Source organism: Peptoniphilus senegalensis JC140, assembly GCF_000321025.1.
Classification (GTDB): Bacteria; Bacillota; Clostridia; order Tissierellales; family Peptoniphilaceae; genus Peptoniphilus_A; species Peptoniphilus_A senegalensis.
Map to the genome: position 1 here is coordinate 377,674 of NZ_HE610717.1, position 23,805 is coordinate 401,478.

Genomic DNA, 23,805 nt, shown 5'->3' on the forward strand with positions numbered 1-23,805 from the left:
CGCCATAAAGATAAGCCGAGATTTACAAGAGCTAAGACTATCGGAGAAGATTATGCCGAAGAAAAAATCAAAGAAAGAATAGATTTAGCAATTAAAAATAAAGCTAATCCTATTAAAAAACGTGTAGGAAACGTCATTGATATATCTACTAATAAAAAAGCTCAATCCTCTAAAGGTTACGAAGTCTGGGCAAGAAAACACAATATCAAAACAATGGCTGATTCAATAATTAAACTTAGAGAACAAGGAATTAATTCAATTACTCAACTCGATAACCTGATCAAAAAATCTGCTGATGATAGACAAGGCTTATTAGATAAAATAAAGAAAATTGAAACTGAAATGAAGAGTTTATCACAAGATATGGAAAATATAAATACTATAAATAAGTATCGTGAAATCTATAAATACCATAAGAAAAATCCTGATGATAAACAATTTGCAGAAGAATATTACAGTGAACTTTCCGTCTATAAAATAGCCGCAAAAGAAATTTTAAAAAACTATAAAAAACTGCCAAATACAAAAGAAATACTATCAAACCTCGATAAAATGCAAGAAAAAAAGAACACCCTTATGCAAGAGTATTCTTTGAATAAAGAACAATTTTCTGACCTCGTTCAGTATAGGAAAAACTATGAAAATTATTATGGAAAGGAAGTAGAGAGGTAACTACTTCCTATCCTAATATCTTCTTTGAATTAGCTTTAATTTGAATGGTAACATTCTCTAAGTTACTTTTTTTATTTTTGCTATTTGAATAATAGTATCTTCTAAGATTTTATAATCATATCTTTTTTTACTTTCTTTTGTAAAAGGAGCATCTGTTTCTAAAACAATTCTATCTATAGGTACACTTTGAATTAAATCAGTACCTTTTTTTGTTGTTGTCATATCTAAATTGACAGATATATATATGTTTGAACTATTCATCATACCATCTAGTAGTCTTTTAAGAGCTCCTGTGTACCAATGTAGAATATATATATTATTGTTGTTAATTAGCTCTTCAAATATAACACTTTCAGCTTTTCTTGAGTGAATTGATATAATCTTGCCATCGTTTTTATTACACTCATACATTATTTCTCGAAATATTTTTAGTTGTTTTTCAAAAGATTTTTTATTGCTTTCAGAATTATCTAGACCAATTTCTCCTACAAACCTAGTTTTATACAAATTTCGTTTAAAATTGTCAAAGTAATTAGGGTACTCTTCAATCAGTTCTGGATGATAGCCTAAAGCTAAAAAAGTATTTGTAGAATCTTTATATTTTGGATAGTATCTTTCAAACAAAACTGGTAAATTTGTCATAAACACTATTTTATTACCATTGTTTAATATTTTAAAATTGTTTTTATATAAATCTGGATGGCAATGAAAATCAATGATGAGGAGTTTTTTATCATTTTTTATCCTACGATAAATATCGCCATATACAGATTTGGATCATTTACATCCACTTCCTTAATTCTAGTTTCTGCTTGATATATTTGGAAGTAGATTTTGCCATCTGTTCTGTCATATAAAACATCGTAAGGTCCTATTGTGTATCTATAAAACTTAGATACTTCGCCAATGTAGATCATTCTATTGATATCTTTTTCGATTAATTTTATGTCATCGTCAAATCTACCCGGCTCGTCCTTTGCTTTTTCCTTCATAACTTTTTCAAAATTCTTTAGACCTTCAAGACATTTCTCCTTAACTAGCTTCATTGCGTCATCCGAGCTAATATTGTCCTTGTACTCGTGCTTTTCATCAATTATGACATTTCTTAAGCTTCTTTCAATAGTCTTATCTTGAGTTATAGGCATATTAGTGTCGTAGAATTTTTTAAAGTCCTTAGCTAGACCTTCAGTCACTACAGCACTTTCGGCAAGATTTTTTTCAACAAAACTTGCTAGAACATAACTGCGGTCTTTGAAAATCTTAGCATTAGAATCATCTTTGCCAATGGCAACTCTTAAATTTTTATCATCCTTTACAAGAGTAACTTTTCTTTCTTTATTATTCCAGCCAACTTCGTAGCCAAGCTTTTCAGCAATAAGCCTTAGTGGTAGCATTGCCTTGTCGCCGTCCATGATTACCTCAGCTTCAGGAATTATCTCTCCATTGATGAATAATATAGTTCCATTCTTAACAGGATAAGTTTTGTCAGCGATACATATAATGGCATCTTCAGCTCCCCTATCAGTTCCAAAACTAATTTCCTTTGCACCAGTCTCATCAAGCTTCGCCATAGAAATACTCATAGACATGGACAAAACTAGCACAAATACTAAAAGAAATGATAAAAACTTTTTCATAATAAACCTCCTTTTATCACTTTTTATTACTTTGCTTATGTATACTATATACCCACGCAAGTGTAAATAAATGGTTTATCTTAATATTTAACAAATTTATAATAAAGCATCAAAAAAGCTCTCACAGAAGTGAAAGCTTTTAATAAATCTTCTTCTATAATATATTGTTCAAACTCTTATAATTCTTCTGATAACTTGCAATCTTCTAGAACTTTTTCTAAATTTTTTCATTATGACTCAATTTGCCTTTTTTCGAGTTTTTAGCTTTCCTCTCGATTCTGTATTGAAGCCAAAAATAAAAATACCAAAAGCTATTAATTGAATGAGTTTAACAAGTAATATGGCATCTATTGATTTTAAAACAATGTCACCAAATAAATAAAGATCATAGTGAGTATAGTGATAAAAAAATCCCATAGCCTTATAAGACAAAAAGTTAAGAAGTTTGTAGTTGAAAATTACACTCCCTATTTTGTCTAATAGAATAAGCAGAGAATAGTATAAAATAATACTTGTGAAAATTTGCATAAAGTTCTTTGTTTTTTTTAGTAAACACAAAGTATAAATTTCTAATTATCTTTTTATATTTTCTTAAATGCTCGTAAAGCCTTATTCTATGTGCTTTCGAGTATTTTTACTGTAGGAAGATACTTCACGTTTCTTTGCATATTTCCTCATGTCTTAGCTGTCAGAAGTGGTAAATAAGTAGTAAATTCATTTGTACTACTAAGCAACAAGACGCTCCTGTTGCTTCTCTTTATTCAAGCGTTTCATTTCTGCCATTGCAGAATCGAATGTTGCATGTGCGTAATAGTTCAGCGTCATGGCTATATTAGCATGTCCCATAATGTACTGTAATGCCTTTGGATTCATTCCTGCATTTGCATAGTTGGTACAGAATGTATGTCGCAAACTATGTGGAGTGATGTGTGGCAATTTATCCTCGTTATACTTATTGTATTTCTTAACAAGACCTTTCATCATGCCGTTGTAATCACTTGCCACTTTTGGATAGTTCTTTCTATTAAGAAAGAGGAAATCACTATATCCATCAATCTCAACACGCTTATCATTCTTTCGATTCGCTAACACTCGCTTAAATGCTTGATAGGCTTCTTCAACCATAGGAACTTGACGTTCGCCACTTTTGGTCTTTGGTGTTTCAATGTAGTACCCAATTTCAGTATCTCTCAATAGCTGATGGTCTATATTGACAAGACGATTCTCAAAATCTAAATCTGGAAGTGTCAAACCACCAAACTCTGAAATACGAAGACCTGTTTTTAAGAGTATCAGAATTTCATCATAATTTTTGCTGTAGGTTTTATCAGCTTTTGCAAAGGCTAACAGTTTTTCTTCCTGTTCTTCTGTTAGTACGGTCTTAGGGACAGTATCATCATCAAGAACTGCTTTCAGTTGAAAGTCAAATGGATTCTTCCGAACACAATCATCTTGTATAGCAATATAGAATGAAGCCTTTAAAGAACGTTTGTAGTTATTGATGGTTTGATAAGCATAACCATTTTCACTCATTCTAATAGCCCATTCTTTAGCGTCTGATGGCTTAATACTGTCAATACTTCTTACACCTAACTTGTCTTTCTTCAAAATATCCATAAGATATTTGCGTCCAGTTTCAGTGTTTTTTCTAACCTTTGGTCTTTGAGCGTTCTGTTTTGCGTAAAGCTGGCAGAGTGTCATTTTCTTTCCTACAACATCAATACCATCATGAATGTCTTTCTGTAACTCTGCGATTTTCTCTCTAAGTGAGATACAATCACGCTTTCCTGCTGGTACTCGGTCTGTAGCCACAAGTTTCCACGAGTAAACAAATTGCGGTTCTCCAAATGAATCTATATATTTGTATAAGTATCTTCCGTCTTTTCGTTGGCTCTCTCCAGTCTTTAAGATTCGACCTTTATTGTCACGTCTTTTTTCTGACATGGCATTTGCTCCTTTCCTTTATGGAAAGAGCCTTGATACGACTTAATACTATTTTATCATATACAAGACCCTTTGGCGACGCTAGATTGCGTCCAATGTATCTATAATTTTTTCAAATTGTTTTCGTTTAATCTGAATACGATTGCCATTCATAATCAGCCAATTTGCATTTTTATTTTCCTCTGCCAAGCGTCGTAGCTTGTTTTCGCCAATACGAAAATATTTTGACGCTTCTTCAATGGTTAGGGTATAACGTTCCCAAATAGGAATGTCAGTCTGCTTCATAAAATCCTCCTTTCCAAATCACTTATTTGGATTTCATAAAAGTTGTTTTACCAGCAATCGAACAGCTTTAGCAAAGCTCACGGGAGTTCCACCCCTGCATGGTTCTCATGTAGCCATACTCATTGCCTGCGACGGTTTTATCACGCTCGGACTATTGACTGTATGGGAGTATCATTATCACGATAAGAATGTCGTTGCAGGCAATCCTGCTAAAGATTGCTTCTCGGATCACTAACATGAATCGCTCGCTATCTTTATAAGATAGGTCATGGCGGTTAGTTCCGTTGGCTCTTTTCTTATCGAAACGTATTCGATTACTTTTATTCAGTTTTCAAAGAACAATGGCTCGTTAGCCTATCAAAACACATTGAAAGCTCAATATGCTTTGGTGGAATAACAAACCTCCCTGTTCGGGAAGCGTGGAATGGTTTAGCACGCTTCCACGAAAGGAGAGAGGATATTACTTAATTTCAAATGACAAAATCTTTGTAATCAGTCTGGTTTCCATTCTTCCACGTAAGACTTCATCAACGACCATACTTTGATTGCCATATTCATCTTTCATAAGTCGTAGGGAACGCTTCGTTATGTACCCTCTGTAATGATGTAGAATCTGGTTAATCGCTTCGGTATCGCCATCTGTTGCCTTTACAATGAGAGGAAAGGGAATCATAGGATATTGTGTTTTCATTCTTCAAATTCCTCCATAAACTTTTTAATTAAGGCTAGTCCACTGGTTCTATGCCGATAGACAGTAGAACGGTTCAATTTCAACAGGTCTGCAATTTCTGAATCGCTCATGTCCATAAAGTAAAACAGCAGTAGAATTTCACGTTTCTTGTCTGGCAACTCACGTAATGCTTCACTCAACAAATCATTTTCAACGCCTACTGATAACCCATTGAGTGTAAAAATCTGAAAGTCAGTTGAATAGTTATCTGTTGTCGCAAACTGGCTAACAAGATAATCGCCAACATCCGAAAAGGACACCTCACGCTTTGCAATCCTTGAAAGATAAAGCATATAATTCTTTCGCTCGTCTTCCATAGCACGTTTACAGATATAGTCAAACTGATTTTCTATTGTGGTCTGAAAAGAAGATGGTTTCATGTTTCTCACCCCCTTTCTGTCTAGGAAAGGAAGTGAGCCTTGCTCGTTTATCTCCTTTCACTCTTAGTCCCAATGTGAAAGGGGGATTTGTTGCATTACTGATAAATAAACTTTGTAAAAAAGTTCTGAATAGCCAAAAAAGCATATAAACAGATTTATTTCTCTGTTTACATGCTTCTGTTATTCTATCTATATGATTTATAAAACCACATTGGTGGACGTACTTATCTATTGCAGATAGACGACTTTTTTTGACAAGAACCCAATGTAAGGAAATTTATTGTATATGATGTACTTCATGGCGACGTTGACCTCCAACAAACCGCCATTTGGAAGTAATATACAATATTTTAACAGCGTAAATAGCACTACCATATAACGGTTTTTTTTATTGGCGTTTAGTAGTGCTTTTTATTAAATATAAACCTATAAACCATATAACACGTTTTTCTATACCTGTTTTTAATTCAGTAGGAACAATAAAATGTATAGAGGTGGTCTACTATGCGTAAAAAAGAAGATAAATATGATTTTAGAGCCTTTGGTTTAGCCATTAAAGAAGCTCGATTGAAACGAGGTTTAACTCGTGAACAAGTGGGAGCATTGATTGAAATTGACCCACGGTACTTAACTAATATTGAAAATAAAGGGCAACACCCCAGCATACAAGTTCTTTATGACCTTGTATCGTTACTTCATGTTTCCGTTGATGAATTTTTCTTACCTGCTAATAACTTGGTAAAAAGCACCCGACGATTACAGATAGAGAAATACATGGATAGCTTTACAGACAAAGAACTATCCTTAATGGAATCTTTAGCCAGCGGTATCAACGAAGCAAGAAACATCGAAGACTAATTAAAAGAATCCATACATAACGGAAAGAGCCGATAAAATGAGATTGTATTAATCTCATTTTATCGGCTCTGCGTCTTTGCGTCTGGCTCTGTAATCACAGTTACTTTGAACTGCTTTATTTCAATTAAATTTTCTTGTCTGCATTTCGGACAATAGAGGGGGAATTTTTTTAATTCAGTATCTTCCCTTATCTTTAATCGTGTTTTATTTCCACATACAGGACACAATATCCACTTGTAGTTTATAATAACTATCTCCTCCTTTACACTTTAATTCAAATCTTTATTAAAAAATATTTCATCTTATTTAACAAGAAACCATATTTATATAACAACATAAAATACACTAAGTTATTTTATTGAACATATATCGTACTTTATCTATACGACTATTTGGACGACGGGGCTGGCAAACAGGTTCACCGGTAGTAACATGGTACCCTTTTAACTCTGTTAAACAAACACTACGTCCATTTGTAAAGAAAGTTAAATCACTACGATATTCTTGAATACACCTAGCAGGGATTTCTCCACTAAGAATGACCTCATTATTTTTCAATTGAGTGTCTACGATGTTCGCACAATATTTAGGAGCATCGTTGTATGCTCGTGAAAGATATTCCTGTGGCGCATAAATTTTAAAACTAAGATATGGCTCTAACAATTCTGTTCCAGCTTTTTTTAAGACTTGTTCCAATACAATAGGAGCAAGCATTCGAAAATCTGCTGGGGTACTAACAGGGCTATAGTATAAGCCATACTTAAAACAGATTTTACAATCCGTCACATTCCAACCATATAATCCTTGTTCGCAACCATAGCGTATCCCTTCCATAACTGCATTTTGAAATGATTGATTTAAGTATCCAAGAGAAACCGAGCTCTCATACTGCATTCCACTTCCCAACGGAAGCGGTGATACAGATAAACCAATGGAAGCCCAGAAAGGATTTGGCGGCACTTCGATGTGAATGGTATATTCTGCATTTTTTAACGGTCTCTCCATATAAATGACTGTAGGCTCTTTTAGTTCTATCTCCACATGATACTTTTCTTGCAACAGTGCACTAATCACTTCCATTTGTACTTTCCCTAAGAAAGAAAGTATAATTTCATGTGTCGTAGAATCCACGTAATATCGTAGAAGCGGATCACTATCTGAGATTTCCAAAAGGGCATCAAGCAACATTTCTCTCTGTTCAGGTTTACTCGGTTCAACAGTTGTTTGTAGTAGAGGGTGCGGATTTTCAATCTTTTTTCTCTGTGGCAATAGTTTTGTATCTCCAAGAACACTATTTAACTTCAAAAACTCATTTTGCAAAATAACAATTTCTCCAGAATAAGCTCTATCAATCTTACATAATTCACCATTTATTGAAGTATACATTTCTGTAATTTTTATTTTTTCCTTTTCCGATATTCTAACCGAATCTCGCAAATGCAGTACGCCACTATAAAGACGTATATATGCAAGACGCTGTCTTTTTTCCGAATACTCAATTTTGAAAACTTTTCCGCAAAGTTCAGACTGACCTCGATGTGTTGATGAATAAAATTTATTCGTAATCACTTCTATAAGGTTATCAATCCCTATATTGTTTTTTGCACTTCCGTGATAAACAGGGAACAGGGAACAATTCTGAAATCTTATGCTTTCCTCTTGTTCGAGTTCCAATGCTTCTAATGATTTACCGGACATATATTTCTCTAAAAGGTCATCGTTTCCCTCTATTACCGTATCCCATTGTTCAGATTCGGTAAAGTTCGTCACACACATATTAGGATACAGTTCTACCTTCTGTTTGATTACAATTTCGGCAGAAAGTTTCTCTTTAATATCCTGATAAACCGTTGATAAATCAATTCCATTTTGGTCAATCTTATTGATAAAAAAGATTGTGGGAATCCCCATTTTCCTAAGTGCATGAAATAATATACGAGTTTGTGCTTGTACGCCATCTTTTGCAGAAATCAGTAGAATTGCCCCATCTAAAACTGATAATGAACGATATACTTCTGCTAAGAAATCCATATGTCCTGGCGTGTCTATGATGTTCACCTTCGTATTTTCCCACTGAAAAGAGGTTATTCCTGTCTGAATTGTAATTCCTCTCTGACGTTCTAAAAGCGTATTATCCGTCCTCGTTGTACCTTTGTCCACGCTTCCTAATTCTGTAATCGCTCCACTGTTATATAATAAGCTTTCTGTTAAGGTAGTTTTTCCTGCATCAACATGAGCTAAAACTCCAATATTAATAATTTTCATGTGATTTTCCTCCATTCAAAAACCCAAAAGGGCATAAAAATCCCAGTGATAAATACTTTTATCACTGGGATTTTTTATGCATAACCATAGGTATACAAAGCATACAGATATTCTCTGGATACTTTAGAATCACATGATAAAGGTATTCTTAAACTGGGTACAAAAAACTAAGCCCTCCTAAAAAAGGACATCCAATTATTTGTTCCCACTATCAAATTGACAGTTTATTTAAGAATACCTTGCTGCATATTTATTAACTCCTTTTAAATAGATACTTAAATAATAGCACGTAAGAGCATATTTGTAAAGGAATCTCCAATTTTTTATCAAAGAGAGTACGTGATTACAAAATAGCTGTAATAATGTACCAATATTTGTTATTCTATAATCTTCCAATTACTCCCGTTCTTTTCAAGTACCAAATCAAATTGAGATACCTGCGTTGCTTTGGTCTGCTGGTCGATATACTCCACTGTCAGCGATACCGTGACTTGATTATCCTTACGATTGTGAATAGGATTTACCAGTTCTTGAAAGATGTACTCTTTTCCGATTGGTTTTAATATCCCGTCATTCACATAGTAGGAAAGTTCACTGGCTGTCGCTGTAGGATAGAGCTTGAAGAACGTCGTTAAAAACTCATTGATTTCATTGGTTGTAATGGAATCAACCGTCCCCTCACTTTCAATGGCTTTTGGTTTATAACTTGATTTCTTAGGTATGTTGGTAATGGTCGGATTCTTAACCAGTACCATATTTCCAGAACCATCTACATAGACACTCACTATATAAGCAGAGTGGACGGTCTTTGTATTTTCTCCCTCTGTAATGAGCTGGTCTACACTGTAGGTTACATTAAACTCATTGTCGCCAGTTGGCTCTACCGTCCATATCTGAAATCCTCTTACAGAAGACGATACAGGAATATCTTTGCGTACTGTATCAACATTGAGAGCTTGAAGTTCATCTGTCAGATAGCCTTTTAGACTTTCCATTCGATTATCAATGGACTTATCGGATTGCTCCCATGAATAGTAGACTTTCGCAAAGTTCTCTACAAAATTTTCTACATGATGAGTATCAACGTATTCCTTTTCTATGATAGTTGTTTCGTGAATAGTATGAGTATCTATAGCTGTAAAGTGCTTGAATATCGCAAAGCTGAAACTAAGCCCTAAAAGTACCCACAAGGCAATCACAACCTTTTTATGAGGATTGACCTTATAGTAGACACGAGGTTTCTTTTCCTTTGGTATCTGTTTTTCTTTATTCTGATTTTTTCTAAATTTCATCATTAAATCTTCCTTTCTCATTGTTTGATTCGTCCTGCTCCCACTAAATGCTGTTGCCAGTAGGGGCTTGTTAAGTCGGCATAACCGATTGGGTCGCCTGCATGAAACATACGGTTATTGCCAAGGTATATCCCAACATGAGTAATATAAGAGCCAGCGTTATAGGTAGAATGAAAGAAAACCAAATCGCCAGCTTGTGCTTCCGATAGTGGGATATGCTGGGTCACATCATATTGCTGTTGTGCGGTTCGTGGTAAGTTAATTCCAGCTTTTCCATACGTCCATTGTGTCAGTCCGCTACAATCAAAAGAAGTAGTCGGGGAAGCTCCACCGTAAACGTATCGCCAGCCCTCATATTTCAGTGCTTCGTCCATGATGGCTTGTACCGTATCATCATCAAACTCTGTTGTGACAAGATACTGCGTTACCAGTTGCACATAAAACATATTGCCATAGTTGTATCGCCAGCCCCCATTGATAGGTATGGCTATGGGATTGGGGTAAGACACTTTTTCGCCACCTGAATACTCTTTTGAGAAACTTTGAGCCAGTTCAAAGGTATATTTATTTCCACGATTAGCCACATACCCTAAGAAACCACCACCATAATTGTAGGACTGGATAACCGATTCTAAATCTACACTGAGCCTTTCGCTACTGGCTAATAATTCACTGAAATACTTCACACCTTGCTTAATGGATTCTTCTGTACTCAATGAATTAGGTGGAAGACCGAGGGATTCCGAGGACTGCATAACATCTTCCGCAGTACCGCCCGATTCCACCTGTATAATCGCAAGAAGTATGTTGACATATTCTTCAACGCCATATTCTTTGGCATATTTTTCTACCATAGGCTTATGAGCCAGCACTTCTGCGGAAACATTCACACCTCCATAATGAATATTGGAAATTCCGCTGTCCTGTTCATCTGAAAATAAAATGGCAACAAACAGAAGCAGTGAGAAGACCATCAAGAATAATCCAGAACCACCAATCACTAAAGTTTTCAACTTCATGGTTTCTTACCGACTTTCTTAATGGTGGCGGTTTTGATTGGTGGTCTACTTCTTGTATTTTGTAGTGGTACTCTTTGAACAGTAGACGGACGTTCTTTTGTGATTGGACGTTGTGAAGTTCTATCTGCTGTAGTGGTTGAAGTTGCTGGCTTTTGAACGGTTTTTTCTTGAACGGTATTGCCTTGGCGTTCCACTTTTGGACTTGAAAAATCGGACTTAACTGCTGGACGCTCTTGTTTGGCTTGTTGAGATTCCTTATATGAAGTCTGAATATTAGACTGTTTTGAGGTCTGTTCATCATGATATTGTTCTTGTCTTGTAGTCGGTCTTTCATGAACAGAAGAAGCAGGCTGTTTTTTCTGTTTGACCTGTTCCATTTCAGAGCGACGCTTCGCAATGGTTTTTCGCCTTTGTTCCTGCTGTTCCTTGCGTCCACTGGCTCTGTCCGCTTTGGTTTGAGAAATACTACTGGTTAAATCACGGACATTCTCTTTTACTTTGGATTTTCCTTGATATACTGCATATCTTGCATTGGTCGGCAAATCTTTAACCTGTTCTTTCAAACCACTAGCAGTGTCTACCATTCTGTCTTTGGTATCAGCTACTGTACCGATGGTTTGACCGATACGTTTTCCAAGTGTTGATTTTTCCTTTCCGTCTGGTCGGGAGTGATCTGCTTGTGTCCTTGCAGAACTCCCCGAACCCGACTGTCCTTTTTTACCTGTAACAATGGCAGACCCAGCCCCTAGAGTAGTCATGGAACGTCCAAGTTTCCGCTGTAGACGGTGCATGTGAGCGTGCATAAGCATACGAGGTTTTCTCATCACACGACTTCCCACACTTTGAGAATCGTTACTCTGTAGAGAAAACATACTCATTAAATCGCCCAGCTTGAAGTAGATTCCTGCAAAGGTCACAATCTGTAGAAAAGCAATCAAAAAGAACGGATAACCAGCCGATAAGGTATAGAGCATGGTTGAAATACTAAATGCTGTCGTAATAATCAATGTGATTCCAGCTCGTGTCAAAATGGTATTAAAGAGCTTTGTTATGGCTCGTTTTGACATACCATCAAATGATGGAATCATGCTTAAAATAAAGCTCACAGGCAGAAACATAGCATAGATGATAAAAAGTACCTGCGAGAAAATCATGATTCCTGTTAATAGGAATACAAATATGGAAATCCCAATATTGAAGACAAATAGGAAGAAGACTGTACCTAAACGGTTAATGGTCTTTGTAATGGTTAGATTGGTATTGCTTCTGTCTTCAATTTCTTCCGCAACAATTTTTTCTCTGTCTTCGCCATTGTTGGAATCTGGGCTGGTGGAGAGCAGGCTTTCCACACGGTCAATACCGATACTTTCAATGTCTGAACTGTTGTATTGAAGCAGTAGCCACGGTTGCTGAACCTGTATGGAAAACAGGCTATCTCTGATTAAGTCCACGCTGTCCTTGCCTTGACTATCGGAATGGGGCATGACAATCTTCGTGCCAAGTGATAAACTGGCATTACTGATGTCTGATGAAAAGTCATTGATTTTTTTAATGTAGTCGGGAGCGTAGGCAATAAAGGAAGCCGATAGGATAAACACCAGCACAAAATTCATAATGGCATGAATTGCCTTTGTGGTTTCTCTCTTTATCAGTCCCGTATAGGCAACATAAACCCCAAGAACCAAAATCAAGAGTAAGAGGAATCCAACATAGAAACCCTCTGTTGAAAATCCGTTTGCACTCACACCAGCTAAGGTCTGCATATTCTTACCAATGGAATCTGCTGTAGCGGAAATGAAGTCTAAGGAATAGGCTTCCTGTACTAAGTAACCTGTCGCATTGGAAACATACAAACTGATTGTCCAAATAAAATTGGTAATGGCATATAGTCCATACATGACCTGTTTTCCAATCCCGTCCGACCAGTTCCACGGAAGCCAGCCCCAGCTATTATCCACATAAAAATCCAGTTGATAGTTTTCAAGTGGGTATCGGCTGTATTCATTTGCCACATTGACCGTATCATCTACCAAGCCCGCAGCTTGAACCACCGTTCCCAGCATGGCTAAAAGAAAAATGGCAATCACAAGTGTGAAAGCCACTGTCATTGCCACTTTACCTAGACGTTTCAGCGTCCAGTTTGATTTTATTCTGTTTACTATTGATGGTTTCACATTTACACCTCTTTTCGCACAGGTGGTCTGGTATCAAAGGCATGGAGCAGTTCTTCAAATACAGGGTGGAACTGTATCACACCGACACGACCATATAAATCACTGATAAGGCATTGCCCGTTTTCCAAATCACGCAATCGCTTCTGATTGTTTTCGTCCTCTGGGTCTACACCAAAAAAGGCTAAGGTCTTTTTAATCTCGTTAAGGTCAGTGGAACGAAATGCAAATTTTAAGCCGAGGTTATTTTTCAGTTTTTCATCTAAGAGGTCGTCTGTATTTTGGGTCACGAAATATACCCCAGCGTTCATAGCACGACCAGCCCGAACCAGCTTCATAGATAGTGTTTTTCCTTGTGCTACCTGTAAAAAGCTCCATGCTTCGTCTAAATCTACAATCTTGAAAATGCTTCGGTCTGTATGGATAAAGTCTAAAGCAAAGGTACTAATGACAATCAGCATAGCAACGGATAAAAGCTCCATAGTGGTATATTCCTCAAAGGAAGTTTCCTTGTCGGGAAGTACCAAGTCCGCAACCTGTATAATGTTCAGTTGTTTTTCTAAGCTGATAGACTGCTCCACATAACCATTACTGAATAATAAATGTGCAAAGTCATAGTCTGTAAAACTTTCGATATGGTCGGCTATACTGGTACTTAGTGGCGTATTCTCAACCCGTAATTCCTCAATCACTTTCATCAACCCTCGTACTTCACTATTGGTTACTGCACGAATGGCTTTTCTAAGGATTGGGAAGCGTTCCCCATCACGAGAGGAAATCCCCGTAAGGAATGTCAGAATATCAATAGCCAGTGATTCAGAATCTTTGGGATTTTTCATAATCACATAAGGGTCAAGTAAGCCTTTGTTTTTCTCATCAGAAGTCAGAGTGACGATATTGATTTCATGGGAAATCTCTGGCAAGGTTTCTTTCCATCTGCCACGTTCTGCTTTTGGGTCTACAATCACTGCTTGTGCCCCATAAAGCACCGCATAATAGACGATAAGGTTATTCGCAAAGGATTTACCACCACCCAGCGAACCAACAAAAGCCGACGCTAACGCATTGGTTACTGAACCCTTAACCCCTTGACTGGCAAGAGCAGGTTTCAGATAGACATTGCGTCCAGTATCTAAGCTGTAGCCAACATAAATCCCCTCATTTTCCCCCAGCATTTGAGTAGCACCAAAACCTAAACCAGCGAGGAAATCAGAGGTCACGTATTGAATATAATCATTCATATAACGCTTGCTGGCAGGTAAAAATTCTTCATGTAAGCCGAGCATATCCCCAAATGGTCGTACCAGTTTTACGCTTAAATCGTCATAAAAATCTTTCACTTCATTACAACGACGTTTGAGTTCGTCAAGATCATTTGCTGATACCCTTACCACATAAGACAGCTTGTACATAGATTCCTTGCTTTGGTCTAAATTGGTTTCCAGCTCATTCACACTTTCCAGAGCTTCCGCCACATTGGAGCTGGTTTCATTATCACTTTGCCAAGCGTGGTTATCCAAGTCTTTCAGTTCTTTCTTTTTATTGCGGACAGTAGATAGGGCTTTACGATTCGCTACAATTTCCACATTCATTGACGTATCAATCGGGAATGTAAATTGCTGTTGCTGGTAGTAGAAGATTTCAGAGGACGGGAAGTCCAGTTCTCCGACAATGCTGTTAATGGTAAAGTAAGCTACATAGACGGTTTCATCTTCCTGCTGGATTTTCAAATATCGCTGTTTTTCTTCCACCAAACAGCGAGTAGGCTTAATCAAGTCATAGTATTTAATCAGCGTTTCATTATCCAGCTTTTTCTTTGATAGATGGTACTCATACTCTTCATAGGCAGTGCCTGTCTGTCCGTAAAGGTGTTCAATCAGATAGCCGAAGTCGTCCTTATCTAACCTGCGGATTTTGAAACGACGAGAGATTTTATTTTCTAAGAGCTTTTCCATCTTCTGAAAACGCAGGATTTCATCATTACTCATACTAACAAAATCGCCCATCAGCTTATGGTTCACATCATAGACAAAATCAGACAAAGCATTTTTTGCTTCAACGGTAAGACTTTTCATAGAAAACTCCTGATCGTTGAGAAGCAACTTAAAGCCGATAAAGAAACGGTAGTTCACTTGATTTTCGCCAATCATGGATATTAAAGCGTCTGTCTGTTGGTCGATTTTGTCATAGGCAACCGCTTTGAGCTTGCCAGTGACTTCATTTTTGGAACGCTCTTGTGCAGAACGTATGCTGGATTCTGTACTGATTTGTAAAGCATGAATTTTGCCATCACGATTTTGTGCGATAAGCTGTCTGAAAGAATCATGCACTTGTATTTTCTGTTCTGGACTTAGAAATGAGTAATTGTAAGGAACAAGCTCATAGTAAGCATAACATTCCCCGTCTTTATTCCAGACGAGATTGTTTTCAATGTATTTAATTGGATATGCCATAAAATTCACTCCTAACTGCTGTAATGGCTTCTTGTGGCTGGTTTCTGCCAAGCGTTACTTTTTTTCCTGCATAGGTCAGCTTTGGTCGCAGTGCATAAGCAATGACAGACTTCAAAAATCCATAAGGCTTTTTACCATCAAAAGTTTTTGTAGACATAAACCATGTGAAAGCCACAGGAATCCCAAAGTATTTGAGAAATGCTCCCTCTATCATGGAAAGAGGGGGCAAGTTGCCAAGTATCATCACTGCAAAGAGTGACACGACAAACCATGTCATTTGCGTAAAGGTTATGGGAAACGGAAGTCTAAAATCATTGATAGAATACAGTACCTTTTCCACAGACCAGATACTGGTATAGCTTCGTATTTTCTTCATGTAATCAATCCTTTCATAAAAAATAGGGGTAGCTGATTGAGCCACCCCGTAAAATAGAAAATCTGCCAGTAGTAATGTACCGACAGATTTAATAGACGATTTCAAAAATCCCATGATTGGTTGAGATAAACGTTCCTGAAAGGTCTAAATCCCGACCATAGGCTTGATAATCAATATAGTTTTGAAGACTAGCTGGTACTTCGCCTAAAGCACCCGTTTCTTCAATGTAGTAGCGTGCCACGTCATACATATCATCACAATCGGAATGAATGATAATATCCTCTTGATGTTCGCTTAGTTCTTCAATGCTTGAAAAATGAGTGAGCAGAGCAGATAGCTCCGATTGTAATTCTTCGGGTAATTCCGATACCATTTCCCATAGTCGATTGAGTTCGCCAATGGAAGTGTATTCGTCAACCGTAAAGGGTAACTCGTAGTCATGAATGGCGTATTCCTCATATTCATCATTCAAGCCGATTTTCTCTTTGACTTCCTCAAAGTCAATGGGAAAGGTAAACCACGCACCGACCAATTCGCCCTCATTGTATTTGCCTAAATTCGCAATATAGACTTGCATATCGTCCATATATTCACGTCCTTTCTTTGTAGAGATTCAAAAATCCCTACCGCACTTCGTTTGGTGTACCATTCCTTTGCGGAACATAAGAAAACCACTTATATTCCACAAAAGAACGGTTTTATTTAAGCACCAATAATGCGATTGAATAGCTCTAGTAAAATGTCTTTTACTCCAGCAGCGTTGAAGACTAAGCCAACCGCAATAATCGCAATAATTAAAAAGCCAATCAGTTTGCTAAACTCACGCTTGAAGCCAAGATACAAGCCAATCACAACGATTGCTAAAAGCACCAGTGATTGAGCGTTTGATAGAAACCAGTTATAAAGGTTTTGTCCAAAATTCATAAAAATGTTCTCCTCTCTATATTCAATGAATTTGTATTTGAGTTATTTTTTTGTTGTTATCACGTCCTGTTCTTTTACTGACTGTTGCTTCAAAATCTGCTTGTGTCGGTCTGTCAGTTTCGCATGGTCGAGAATGTCTTTTACAACCTGCGTCTGGTTGATTTCATCAAGTTTAATCGCAACCTTTAAGGTCGGGGCAACTTGATGAGATAGCCAGTTCAGCGTCCTTTGGAAGGAGTAAGGCTCTGGTTTTGTGGTTAGTTTTAATCGTTCACGATTGTTCCCAATAAACCAAGCCCATTCTTCATTCAGTTTCCAATCAGAACGAGGTTTGGAATCGTCTTTATCTACAAAACGGATATACCGATTGATAATTTTAAAGGCGGTATGCTCTGGATTGTCATAGACGAGTAAATCACGGACTGCATAATAGGCACGCTCATTTTTCAATCGAATCTCAAAACGGTTTTTTACTTCTGCGTCTTCAATGGGAATATCATTTTTCTTGTACTGCTCGTAGTCCTTTTCATAGATACAGAAATAAACTTCACTTTGTAATGAACCGATATAGAGGGTGTTTCCCATACATTCCTTTTCCTCTTTGCGTACCAGTTCGCCACTGCGATAGCTTTTAAAACTGCGGAAGACGGAGATACATTCTTCCTGTTGGCACTTTTCAGTGAGTACAGGGATATTCAAAATCCCTGTCTTATCGTTAATGGCAAGGTCAAGGCGTTTCATCACACCGCCAGCCACCAAAACGTCCATAAAGAACTCATACCAGCTTCTTTGTTGTGCCAGAAGATAGCTTTCAAATTGTCTGCACCCACGACCTTTCAATTCCACCAGAACTCCTTTGTCCAGTTCATGGGAGCAAAGGACGAATATGTCGCCTAAAGCATAATGCTCTGAATAAGAATAGAAACCATAGTCCTCATGAAGAAAATAGGACAGTTTCAGTTGTAAGATGTTTTCGACCACCTGCTGTACGTCTGTTGTCGGAAAGCGAATCCTTACATAATCAAACAGCATTTCAAGGGGAGCGTCGGGATTGAAGCGTTCCAGAGCTTCCCAAAGGGACTGCTGTAAATCCTCTGATGGCTTGACTTTTCCTGTTTCAATATCGCTTAGATACTGCCTTGTAATACCAGTCGCAACAGCTAAACGGTTTTGAGATAGTCCATAAGCCAAGCGTTTTTCTTTTAAATGCTGTAACCAAGTTTGTTCATTCAGTAAAAATCCCTCCAATCAAAAAGGCGTATGTCAACTTTTAAAGCCCATTTGACATACGCTGAAATTTTGTAAATCCCTTGTAACCAAAGGATTTTCTAATGTTTTTTTGACTGTTTCCTGTCGATTTGTACCCCCCTGTTAGATACGGGGGGTTAAGTGCTGGCGTGGCTATTGCCACACCAGCCAGCAAGATCAGTCCACACCTGCGACTTCCGCTTCGCACGTCGCCTGCGTGGACTGTCTGCTGTTGGATAACTTTTTAATTTCCTCCAAGAAATCATATCCTTTTGGTACAAGGGGAGTATAAAACTCTGATATGACACTTGTTCCTACATCAACATAGCCACGACCTTTGATTCGCTTTAAGAAGAAATCCTTTTGTACGTCACTGCCAAACATCATGCCATAGCCCATTTCAGACATACGACCTAAAGCCACTCTGAAATTAAACTGATCACGGATTCCGTCGCCTAAATATTTTGCGTCTGGACGTTGACAAGCCAGTATTAGAAAGAAGCCAGCTTGACGACCTAACATGACAATCTGTTTCAGCTTATTCATAACTGCGGTGTTTTCTTTTGTTCCCAGCATTTCCATGAAAGCGACGTATTCATCAAAGATTAAGAAGTGTGCCGGGAGACCTAAGTAAGCATAATTTTTGCCAGTCTTATAGTTCTTCATCTGCTTCATTTCCTCACTACGTTTCATCATTTCTTCATAGAATGTTTCAATGCAAGAAAGCAAGTCTTCTTTTCTATAGTAGACATTTGCCATCACAGAACCTAAGTCCGCAAGGTCAGCATTTTTCGGGTCAAGAATATACAGTTTTGAATCTGTATGAAGCAAGGCTTCAATCAGTGTCAGTATAAAGTAAGTTTTACCGCCACCTGTACCACCAGCAATCAACATATGAGGGAGCTTATCATATTCCCACCATACGTTTTTCATTAAGCGAAGTTTACCATCTTTAGCTTCTACTTCATCAATAGAAATACGACTGGCTATGGTGTCATAGAGCAAAGTATATTCCACATAGGAATCCTTTAACTCTTTATCCGTCAGCTCACAGTACAAGCCACTCTCTAATTTCTTTTCCAAGTGTAAGAGTTGGTCTTGATATTTTCCCAGCGTGATTTCCACCCGTATCTGTATCAAGCCATTTTTAAGTCGATAATACATTTTAGGGAAGTAGGTTATCTTTTCCTTTGTACGACCAGCACTATCTTTAAAGAAACCCTCTGTTTTGACCTGTTCAGATTCATACCACTTGTTTTCAAGTATCATCTTTGCCAGTTTTTGACGGTGGTAAAGTTGTTTAACCGTATCATAGCGAACCCGTTTGAATACAAACGCTACCAGCAAGCAGATAAGAATTGCGACACTGAAACTGATAATTAAATAGGGAATGTCAATCTTATCTGCTTGTGATAGGTTAAAATCCTGCCAGTTGATCTGCTGGATTGTCTTCACATGAAACAGTCCGACAACCAGCAGGAAAACAGGCAGGAGTGACGCTATCGTAAAATGAAAGACTAAATCTTTACCAGATGGGCGAATCCTTTTACCACGCTGTTTCATGCGAAAAAGTCTCCTTTCTACCTAGCGACTATTTGTCTTGTGTCGGTTCTTTCTTTGCTTGTGGTTGAGCTTTGAATGAACTAGAATCCTTTGTCAGCACAATATCGTCTGCCTTGATATACCAGTCAACATCTGCTCCTTGATAGGTGGCAGTAGCAACGGTGTCCGCAATGGGATTGATAAGTTCCACCCGTGCGTTATAATCAAACTCTTTCAAAGGCACGCTGGCAGGAATACTTACTTGAATCATGCGTCCTTGTCCTTTGGATTTTAAGTCATAGGTACGTTCCTTGATTTCATCTGAAACCGACCCGTCTTCATTTTGGATTCTCACTTCACGACGTAGAGCAGAGAATTTCAATTCTCCAAAAGTCGTGTCTTTATCTAATACAATGCCATTTGCTAATCTCATCATTTTTCCTCTCTTTCTTTATTCTTTTATCATGTCGTCAGCATGTAAAAGGTAATTTGTAAAACCACGAGTGCCGATTTTGTAGCCCTCTGCGGTAATACGTGGATTGACTAACTTCACACGTTCCTCAAAGCCGAAATGTTTTTCGCCAGCTTCAGCAGGAAGCACCACCACAATATCATCTGCTCTTTGAACATCAGAATAGAGATTATAGCTTCTTGATAAGACAGTTAGCCGTCCGTTGATTCTTCGCTGAACGACTTTATCCTCGCCAGCAAATTCTAAATTGCCGAATGTTTTTTCCATGTTGGGAATCACAAATTTAAGTTCCATATTTTTACCTATCCTTTCTTTTTTATTGGCTGAATGAATGTTTGATGGTCTTAAAGAGTGGGGAACGACCTTTTGATTCTTGATTTTTTGTTTTCATAAGTTCACTTCCTTTCAAAATCGGGTAAAAAAATAGACACCTCATTTTTTGAAGTGTCTACCTATTAAATATTCAAATTTTATTGGAAGTATCTTTATATCTTCACTTTTCAAGGATAAATCGTCGTATCAAAGCTCATTCATAAGTAGTAAATTAGTAGTAAATTGAGTGGTTTTGACCTTGATAAAGTGTGATAAGTCCAGTTTTTATGCGGATAACTAGATTTTTATGCTATTTTTATTAAACAAAAATAGCAAAAATAGCAAGCACAGTAAGTGCATATGCACTTACTAAAAATGAAATAAGAATACTACGATTATATCACTTATTTTTTCCCATTTTACTTGTTGGGGAATATCCCCAAACCCCTAGATTTATAATAATTAAATTCAGCAACAAACGCTTATAATAGCCCCAACGTAAACTTGAATATTCCCTCAAAAAGTGATACAATATGAATGATAAAAATTTAAATCAGGAGATTTCCAGACGAAATATATAGAATAAATTAAACCTGTAAGTCAAGTAATCCTACTTGAATTTACAGGTTTTTCTTTTTTATTTCTATTAATAAATTTATTAGGTAGACGAACTTCAATGAGGTTTACTACGAGCTCTATATATACAATTATTATCCCATAATAAAGAGGGATTGAGAACAAAATGTAGTATTTTATTACTACAACTATAATATACGAGGAGGTTAAATTATGACAAGTAGATTTAGGAATAACGGAATCTATTTAATGTTATCTGATGAGGAGTTAGAATTGTTAAATGAAAAATATAAAGCATCTAAGTGTAAAACTCTTAGGCAATTTATTATGAAATGTATTTTAGAAAAAGATATTTATGTATTAGATATGGATGTCTTTCGTGAAATGTCAACAAATATAAGTCGTACTTCAAATAATATAAATCAAATTACTAAAAGGGTAAATACTACATCAATTATATATAAAGATGATGTAGAAGATTTAAAAATCTTATTAGAAAATCAGGCAAAAGATATTTTCTCTATACGTAAAAAAATATACTCTCTTACTAATTCTAATAGCATAAATACTGAGAAAGAATAATGGCAATTACTAAAATTCATCCTATAAAATCCACTTTAAAAGCAGCACTTGATTATATTATGAATAGTGATAAAACAGATGGAAAAATTCTAATTTCCTCCCTAAACTGTAACCCTATAACTGCTCATTTAGAATTTGAACAAACAAAAATAGAATGTAATTCTAAAGCAAAAGTTTTGGCAAGACATTTAATTCAATCTTTTTTCCCCGGAGAAACTACTGCTGAAGAGGCTCATCAAATAGGAATAGAACTATGCGAAAAAATCTTAAAAGGAAAGTATGAATATGTTCTTACTACCCATATAGATAAGGGACATATTCACAACCATATACTATTTAATAATGTTTCTTTTGAGACTGGTAAAGCATATCAAAGTAACAAAAAAACTTATCACCAAATTAGAAATCATAGTGATAATTTATGTAGAAAGTATAAGCTATCAGTTATAGATGAAGATTATGTAAAATTTAAGGAAAAGTATAAAACCAATGGTAAATCCTACAAAGAATATATTGAATTTAAGAAAGGAAAATCCTGGAAACATAAACTTCAAATCGCTATTGATCATACTATTAATAAAGCAAATAGCTATGAGAATTTCTTAAAGCTTATGGAAGAATATGGCTATGAAATTAAACTTGGAAAATATCTTTCTTTCAGGCATAAAAAACAAGGAGAAAAAGGGCGATTCATTCGTGCGAGAGAAACTACTCTTGGAAAAGATTATACAAAAGAGAAAATAAAAGAGAGAATTGAAAATAAGGTAAATGAAAATTACAAAAATAACAAAATTTGTTATGATAAAAAATCTTATAAGAAATTTGATAATATAATAGACACAGAAAGTAATGAAAAGGTTAAATCTTCTAAAGGTTATGAAATATGGGCAAGAAAGCATAACATGAATACTATGGCGAAGACCTTAAATCAGCTTAGAAAATACGGACTATCATCTAGTATGGATTTGGAAACTAAACTCCAAGAAGAGGCTGTTAATAGGCAAGAAATCCTAAATAAGATTAAAGATGTTGAAAAAGTTATGAGCAAAATTTACGCAGCTATTGAAGACATTAACACTATAAAAATAAATAAGGTTATCTATAAAACCTATAAAGAAAATCCAAATGATAAAGATTTTTATAGTGAATATAAGCCTCAAATTATCGCATATGAAAAAGCAATAAATACTTTAGAAAAGTGTCAATATAAAAATCCAAGTATAAAAGAGTTGTCAAAATTATATGATGAATACAAAAATAAAAAAGATATTCTTATGGATGACTACGCCAACGAGAATATCTTGATAAATGAATTGACTCAATTAAGAAAGAATACTGATAAGTATATTTATAATGAATTGTATAAGTAATTGGATCTATAAAAAAATGATAGGATAGTGTGGAAACTTTTCCACAGCCCCTTTCAAATATGAGCTCTCATTTTGCCTTTGCCAATAAAAATCGAGTAGGACTAAATATAACCCTCTCACACCATCGTACGTGCCATTAGACATACAAGTAGTTCAATGCAAATAATAATCAAAACAGCTTTAAAGTCCTCTCTTTTTGAGGATTTCTTTGTTTATATAGTACAATCCTGTTATGTTAGTTACAACTTAATAATAGTCGCCAAACCCCTAGGACTGTTTTCCATCTACAGTGGGACATTTAATTTTCTTTTAATCTTTTATAATGAATTCTCGTGTTCCCTAGCCTTCCAACTCTCTTTTCTTTTTCAGACTTCAAATCCAAAACATTTTAGCTTTGTTGGTTTAATAACTTTGAATTTTGTTGCATTTATTTTAATCCTAACTTCTTTTCTATACATTGGTTACTAAAACTATTACTCTATTTGCCACTACACTGTTTGCTACTGTTAGTATACTGTAATCTACATATCTAACCAACCTTAATATCATATTCATGTTCATCAAGTCAGGTCGTTCCTCTCTTCCACATATCTCCATGTGAAATTTCAGGATTGCTATGGAATTCGTCGACAAATACGCTATTTAGGAACTTTCACCCCAGTATTGGAACTTGCCCGTTATACAAAAAATTTTGATA

At 36.3% G+C, this 23,805-nt stretch carries 23 protein-coding genes and 2 pseudogenes; 5 read left to right on the forward strand and 20 right to left on the reverse strand.

Annotation, left to right across the window (positions count from 1 at the left end; all coding sequences use genetic code 11):
- A pseudogene (locus PTSHG_RS01900) lies at positions 1-672 on the forward strand (relaxase/mobilization nuclease domain-containing protein); the annotation flags it as partial.
- Between the two features lie 57 nt (positions 673-729).
- On the opposite strand, the gene PTSHG_RS01905 reads toward PTSHG_RS01900, so the two are convergent.
- The 6 genes from PTSHG_RS01905 to PTSHG_RS01935 all read right to left on the reverse strand — a co-directional run bounded on the left by PTSHG_RS01905 (position 730) and on the right by PTSHG_RS01935 (position 5,648).
- On the reverse strand, positions 730-1,428 hold the full coding sequence (locus PTSHG_RS01905; protein ID WP_148498654.1) for a TatD family hydrolase: 699 nt from the start codon (positions 1,426-1,428) through the stop codon (positions 730-732).
- Entirely contained in the window at positions 1,413-2,309 is an 897-nt protein-coding gene (locus PTSHG_RS01910) for a copper amine oxidase N-terminal domain-containing protein (RefSeq protein WP_019107242.1), read from the reverse strand. Before PTSHG_RS01910 ends, PTSHG_RS01905 begins: the two co-directional genes overlap by 16 nt.
- Before the next feature lie 726 nt (positions 2,310-3,035).
- Positions 3,036-4,253, reverse strand: a complete 1,218-nt coding sequence (locus PTSHG_RS01920; RefSeq protein ID WP_001291561.1) for a tyrosine-type recombinase/integrase — start codon at positions 4,251-4,253, stop codon at positions 3,036-3,038.
- 81 nt (positions 4,254-4,334) lie between these two features.
- Positions 4,335-4,538: an excisionase gene (locus PTSHG_RS01925; RefSeq protein WP_000814511.1), complete on the reverse strand. Its 204-nt coding sequence runs from the start codon at positions 4,536-4,538 to the stop codon at positions 4,335-4,337.
- Positions 4,539-4,998: 460 nt separating this feature from the next.
- A complete protein-coding gene (locus PTSHG_RS01930) occupies positions 4,999-5,229 on the reverse strand; it encodes a helix-turn-helix domain-containing protein (RefSeq protein ID WP_000857133.1) in 231 nt (76 codons plus the stop codon).
- A complete protein-coding gene (locus PTSHG_RS01935; protein WP_000804885.1) occupies positions 5,226-5,648 on the reverse strand; it encodes a sigma-70 family RNA polymerase sigma factor in 423 nt (140 codons plus the stop codon). The genes PTSHG_RS01930 and PTSHG_RS01935 overlap by 4 nt, the downstream gene beginning before the upstream one ends.
- 504 nt (positions 5,649-6,152) lie before the next feature.
- On the opposite strand from PTSHG_RS01935, the gene PTSHG_RS01940 reads away from it, so the two are divergent.
- Positions 6,153-6,506 carry a helix-turn-helix transcriptional regulator gene (locus PTSHG_RS01940; RefSeq protein WP_001227347.1) on the forward strand — a complete coding sequence of 118 codons (354 nt, stop codon included), beginning with the start codon at positions 6,153-6,155 and terminating at the stop codon, positions 6,504-6,506.
- 59 nt (positions 6,507-6,565) lie between these two features.
- Here the strand turns inward: PTSHG_RS01940 and PTSHG_RS01945 are convergent, their stop codons facing one another.
- From PTSHG_RS01945 to PTSHG_RS10280, 3 genes are all read right to left on the reverse strand, one after another.
- A complete protein-coding gene (locus PTSHG_RS01945) occupies positions 6,566-6,733 on the reverse strand; it encodes a cysteine-rich KTR domain-containing protein (protein WP_000336323.1) in 168 nt (55 codons plus the stop codon).
- Between the two features lie 118 nt (positions 6,734-6,851).
- A complete protein-coding gene (gene tet(M) / locus PTSHG_RS01950) occupies positions 6,852-8,771 on the reverse strand; it encodes a tetracycline resistance ribosomal protection protein Tet(M) (RefSeq protein ID WP_019107244.1) in 1,920 nt (639 codons plus the stop codon).
- A gap of 15 nt (positions 8,772-8,786) precedes the next feature.
- Positions 8,787-8,849 (reverse strand): hypothetical protein, encoded by a 63-nt coding sequence (locus tag PTSHG_RS10280; RefSeq protein ID WP_223296035.1) that lies wholly within the window; start codon positions 8,847-8,849, stop codon positions 8,787-8,789.
- Here PTSHG_RS10280 and PTSHG_RS10285 point away from each other — a divergent pair.
- Positions 8,822-8,908: pseudogene (locus tag PTSHG_RS10285) on the forward strand (hypothetical protein); the annotation flags it as partial. The gene PTSHG_RS10280 and the pseudogene PTSHG_RS10285 overlap by 28 nt on opposite strands.
- A gap of 240 nt (positions 8,909-9,148) precedes the next feature.
- On the opposite strand, the gene PTSHG_RS01955 reads toward PTSHG_RS10285, so the two are convergent.
- The 11 genes from PTSHG_RS01955 to PTSHG_RS02005 all read right to left on the reverse strand — a co-directional run bounded on the left by PTSHG_RS01955 (position 9,149) and on the right by PTSHG_RS02005 (position 20,562).
- Positions 9,149-10,084, reverse strand: a complete 936-nt coding sequence (locus PTSHG_RS01955; RefSeq protein ID WP_001224320.1) for a conjugal transfer protein — start codon at positions 10,082-10,084, stop codon at positions 9,149-9,151.
- Positions 10,081-11,082, reverse strand: a complete 1,002-nt coding sequence (locus PTSHG_RS01960) for a bifunctional lytic transglycosylase/C40 family peptidase (protein ID WP_000769868.1) — start codon at positions 11,080-11,082, stop codon at positions 10,081-10,083. The genes PTSHG_RS01955 and PTSHG_RS01960 overlap by 4 nt, the downstream gene beginning before the upstream one ends.
- A complete protein-coding gene (locus PTSHG_RS01965; RefSeq protein WP_000804748.1) occupies positions 11,079-13,256 on the reverse strand; it encodes a CD3337/EF1877 family mobilome membrane protein in 2,178 nt (725 codons plus the stop codon). Before PTSHG_RS01965 ends, PTSHG_RS01960 begins: the two co-directional genes overlap by 4 nt.
- A 2-nt stretch (positions 13,257-13,258) precedes the next feature.
- The gene (gene tcpF / locus PTSHG_RS01970) at positions 13,259-15,706 is read right to left on the reverse strand and encodes a conjugal transfer ATPase TcpF (RefSeq protein WP_000331160.1); all 2,448 of its coding nucleotides are present in this window, start codon (positions 15,704-15,706) and stop codon (positions 13,259-13,261) included.
- Positions 15,690-16,196 carry a conjugal transfer protein gene (locus PTSHG_RS01975; protein WP_000506270.1) on the reverse strand — a complete coding sequence of 169 codons (507 nt, stop codon included), beginning with the start codon at positions 16,194-16,196 and terminating at the stop codon, positions 15,690-15,692. The genes tcpF and PTSHG_RS01975 overlap by 17 nt, the downstream gene beginning before the upstream one ends.
- The gene (locus PTSHG_RS01980; protein WP_000342539.1) at positions 16,171-16,668 is read right to left on the reverse strand and encodes an antirestriction protein ArdA; all 498 of its coding nucleotides are present in this window, start codon (positions 16,666-16,668) and stop codon (positions 16,171-16,173) included. Before PTSHG_RS01980 ends, PTSHG_RS01975 begins: the two co-directional genes overlap by 26 nt.
- 116 nt (positions 16,669-16,784) lie before the next feature.
- Entirely contained in the window at positions 16,785-17,006 is a 222-nt protein-coding gene (locus PTSHG_RS01985; protein WP_001009056.1) for a hypothetical protein, read from the reverse strand.
- 42 nt (positions 17,007-17,048) lie between these two features.
- Positions 17,049-18,254, reverse strand: a complete 1,206-nt coding sequence (gene mobT / locus PTSHG_RS01990; RefSeq protein ID WP_000398284.1) for a MobT family relaxase — start codon at positions 18,252-18,254, stop codon at positions 17,049-17,051.
- A 177-nt stretch (positions 18,255-18,431) separates the two neighbouring features.
- Complete coding sequence (locus tag PTSHG_RS01995; RefSeq protein ID WP_000813488.1) at positions 18,432-19,817, reverse strand: FtsK/SpoIIIE domain-containing protein; 1,386 nt, start codon at positions 19,815-19,817, stop codon at positions 18,432-18,434.
- Positions 19,818-19,845: 28 nt separating this feature from the next.
- Complete coding sequence (locus PTSHG_RS02000; RefSeq protein WP_000985015.1) at positions 19,846-20,232, reverse strand: YdcP family protein; 387 nt, start codon at positions 20,230-20,232, stop codon at positions 19,846-19,848.
- 15 nt (positions 20,233-20,247) lie between these two features.
- Entirely contained in the window at positions 20,248-20,562 is a 315-nt protein-coding gene (locus PTSHG_RS02005; protein WP_000420682.1) for a YdcP family protein, read from the reverse strand.
- Between the two features lie 807 nt (positions 20,563-21,369).
- Here PTSHG_RS02005 and PTSHG_RS02010 point away from each other — a divergent pair.
- Together PTSHG_RS02010 and PTSHG_RS02015 are read left to right on the forward strand one after the other, a co-directional pair.
- On the forward strand, positions 21,370-21,738 hold the full coding sequence (locus PTSHG_RS02010) for a plasmid mobilization protein (RefSeq protein WP_019107245.1): 369 nt from the start codon (positions 21,370-21,372) through the stop codon (positions 21,736-21,738).
- Entirely contained in the window at positions 21,738-23,108 is a 1,371-nt protein-coding gene (locus PTSHG_RS02015; protein WP_019107246.1) for a relaxase/mobilization nuclease domain-containing protein, read from the forward strand. Before PTSHG_RS02010 ends, PTSHG_RS02015 begins: the two co-directional genes overlap by 1 nt.
- The last annotated feature ends 697 nt before the right edge of the window (positions 23,109-23,805 follow it).

Coding starts and splice junctions, on each gene's coding strand:
- PTSHG_RS01910 (WP_019107242.1), bottom strand. CDS start 2,309: ATGAAAAAGTTTTTATCATTTCTTTTAGTATTTGTGCTAGTTTTGTCC.
- PTSHG_RS01920 (WP_001291561.1), bottom strand. CDS start 4,253: ATGTCAGAAAAAAGACGTGACAATAAAGGTCGAATCTTAAAGACTGGA.
- PTSHG_RS01925 (WP_000814511.1), bottom strand. CDS start 4,538: ATGAAGCAGACTGACATTCCTATTTGGGAACGTTATACCCTAACCATT.
- PTSHG_RS01930 (WP_000857133.1), bottom strand. CDS start 5,229: ATGAAAACACAATATCCTATGATTCCCTTTCCTCTCATTGTAAAGGCA.
- PTSHG_RS01935 (WP_000804885.1), bottom strand. CDS start 5,648: ATGAAACCATCTTCTTTTCAGACCACAATAGAAAATCAGTTTGACTAT.
- PTSHG_RS01940 (WP_001227347.1), top strand. CDS start 6,153: ATGCGTAAAAAAGAAGATAAATATGATTTTAGAGCCTTTGGTTTAGCC.
- PTSHG_RS01955 (WP_001224320.1), bottom strand. CDS start 10,084: ATGAGAAAGGAAGATTTAATGATGAAATTTAGAAAAAATCAGAATAAA.
- PTSHG_RS01960 (WP_000769868.1), bottom strand. CDS start 11,082: ATGAAGTTGAAAACTTTAGTGATTGGTGGTTCTGGATTATTCTTGATG.
- tcpF (WP_000331160.1), bottom strand. CDS start 15,706: ATGGCATATCCAATTAAATACATTGAAAACAATCTCGTCTGGAATAAA.
- PTSHG_RS01975 (WP_000506270.1), bottom strand. CDS start 16,196: ATGGGATTTTTGAAATCGTCTATTAAATCTGTCGGTACATTACTACTG.
- PTSHG_RS01980 (WP_000342539.1), bottom strand. CDS start 16,668: ATGGACGATATGCAAGTCTATATTGCGAATTTAGGCAAATACAATGAG.
- PTSHG_RS01985 (WP_001009056.1), bottom strand. CDS start 17,006: ATGAATTTTGGACAAAACCTTTATAACTGGTTTCTATCAAACGCTCAA.
- PTSHG_RS01995 (WP_000813488.1), bottom strand. CDS start 19,817: ATGAAACAGCGTGGTAAAAGGATTCGCCCATCTGGTAAAGATTTAGTC.
- PTSHG_RS02000 (WP_000985015.1), bottom strand. CDS start 20,232: ATGATGAGATTAGCAAATGGCATTGTATTAGATAAAGACACGACTTTT.
- PTSHG_RS02005 (WP_000420682.1), bottom strand. CDS start 20,562: ATGGAACTTAAATTTGTGATTCCCAACATGGAAAAAACATTCGGCAAT.
- PTSHG_RS02010 (WP_019107245.1), top strand. CDS start 21,370: ATGACAAGTAGATTTAGGAATAACGGAATCTATTTAATGTTATCTGAT.
- PTSHG_RS02015 (WP_019107246.1), top strand. CDS start 21,738: ATGGCAATTACTAAAATTCATCCTATAAAATCCACTTTAAAAGCAGCA.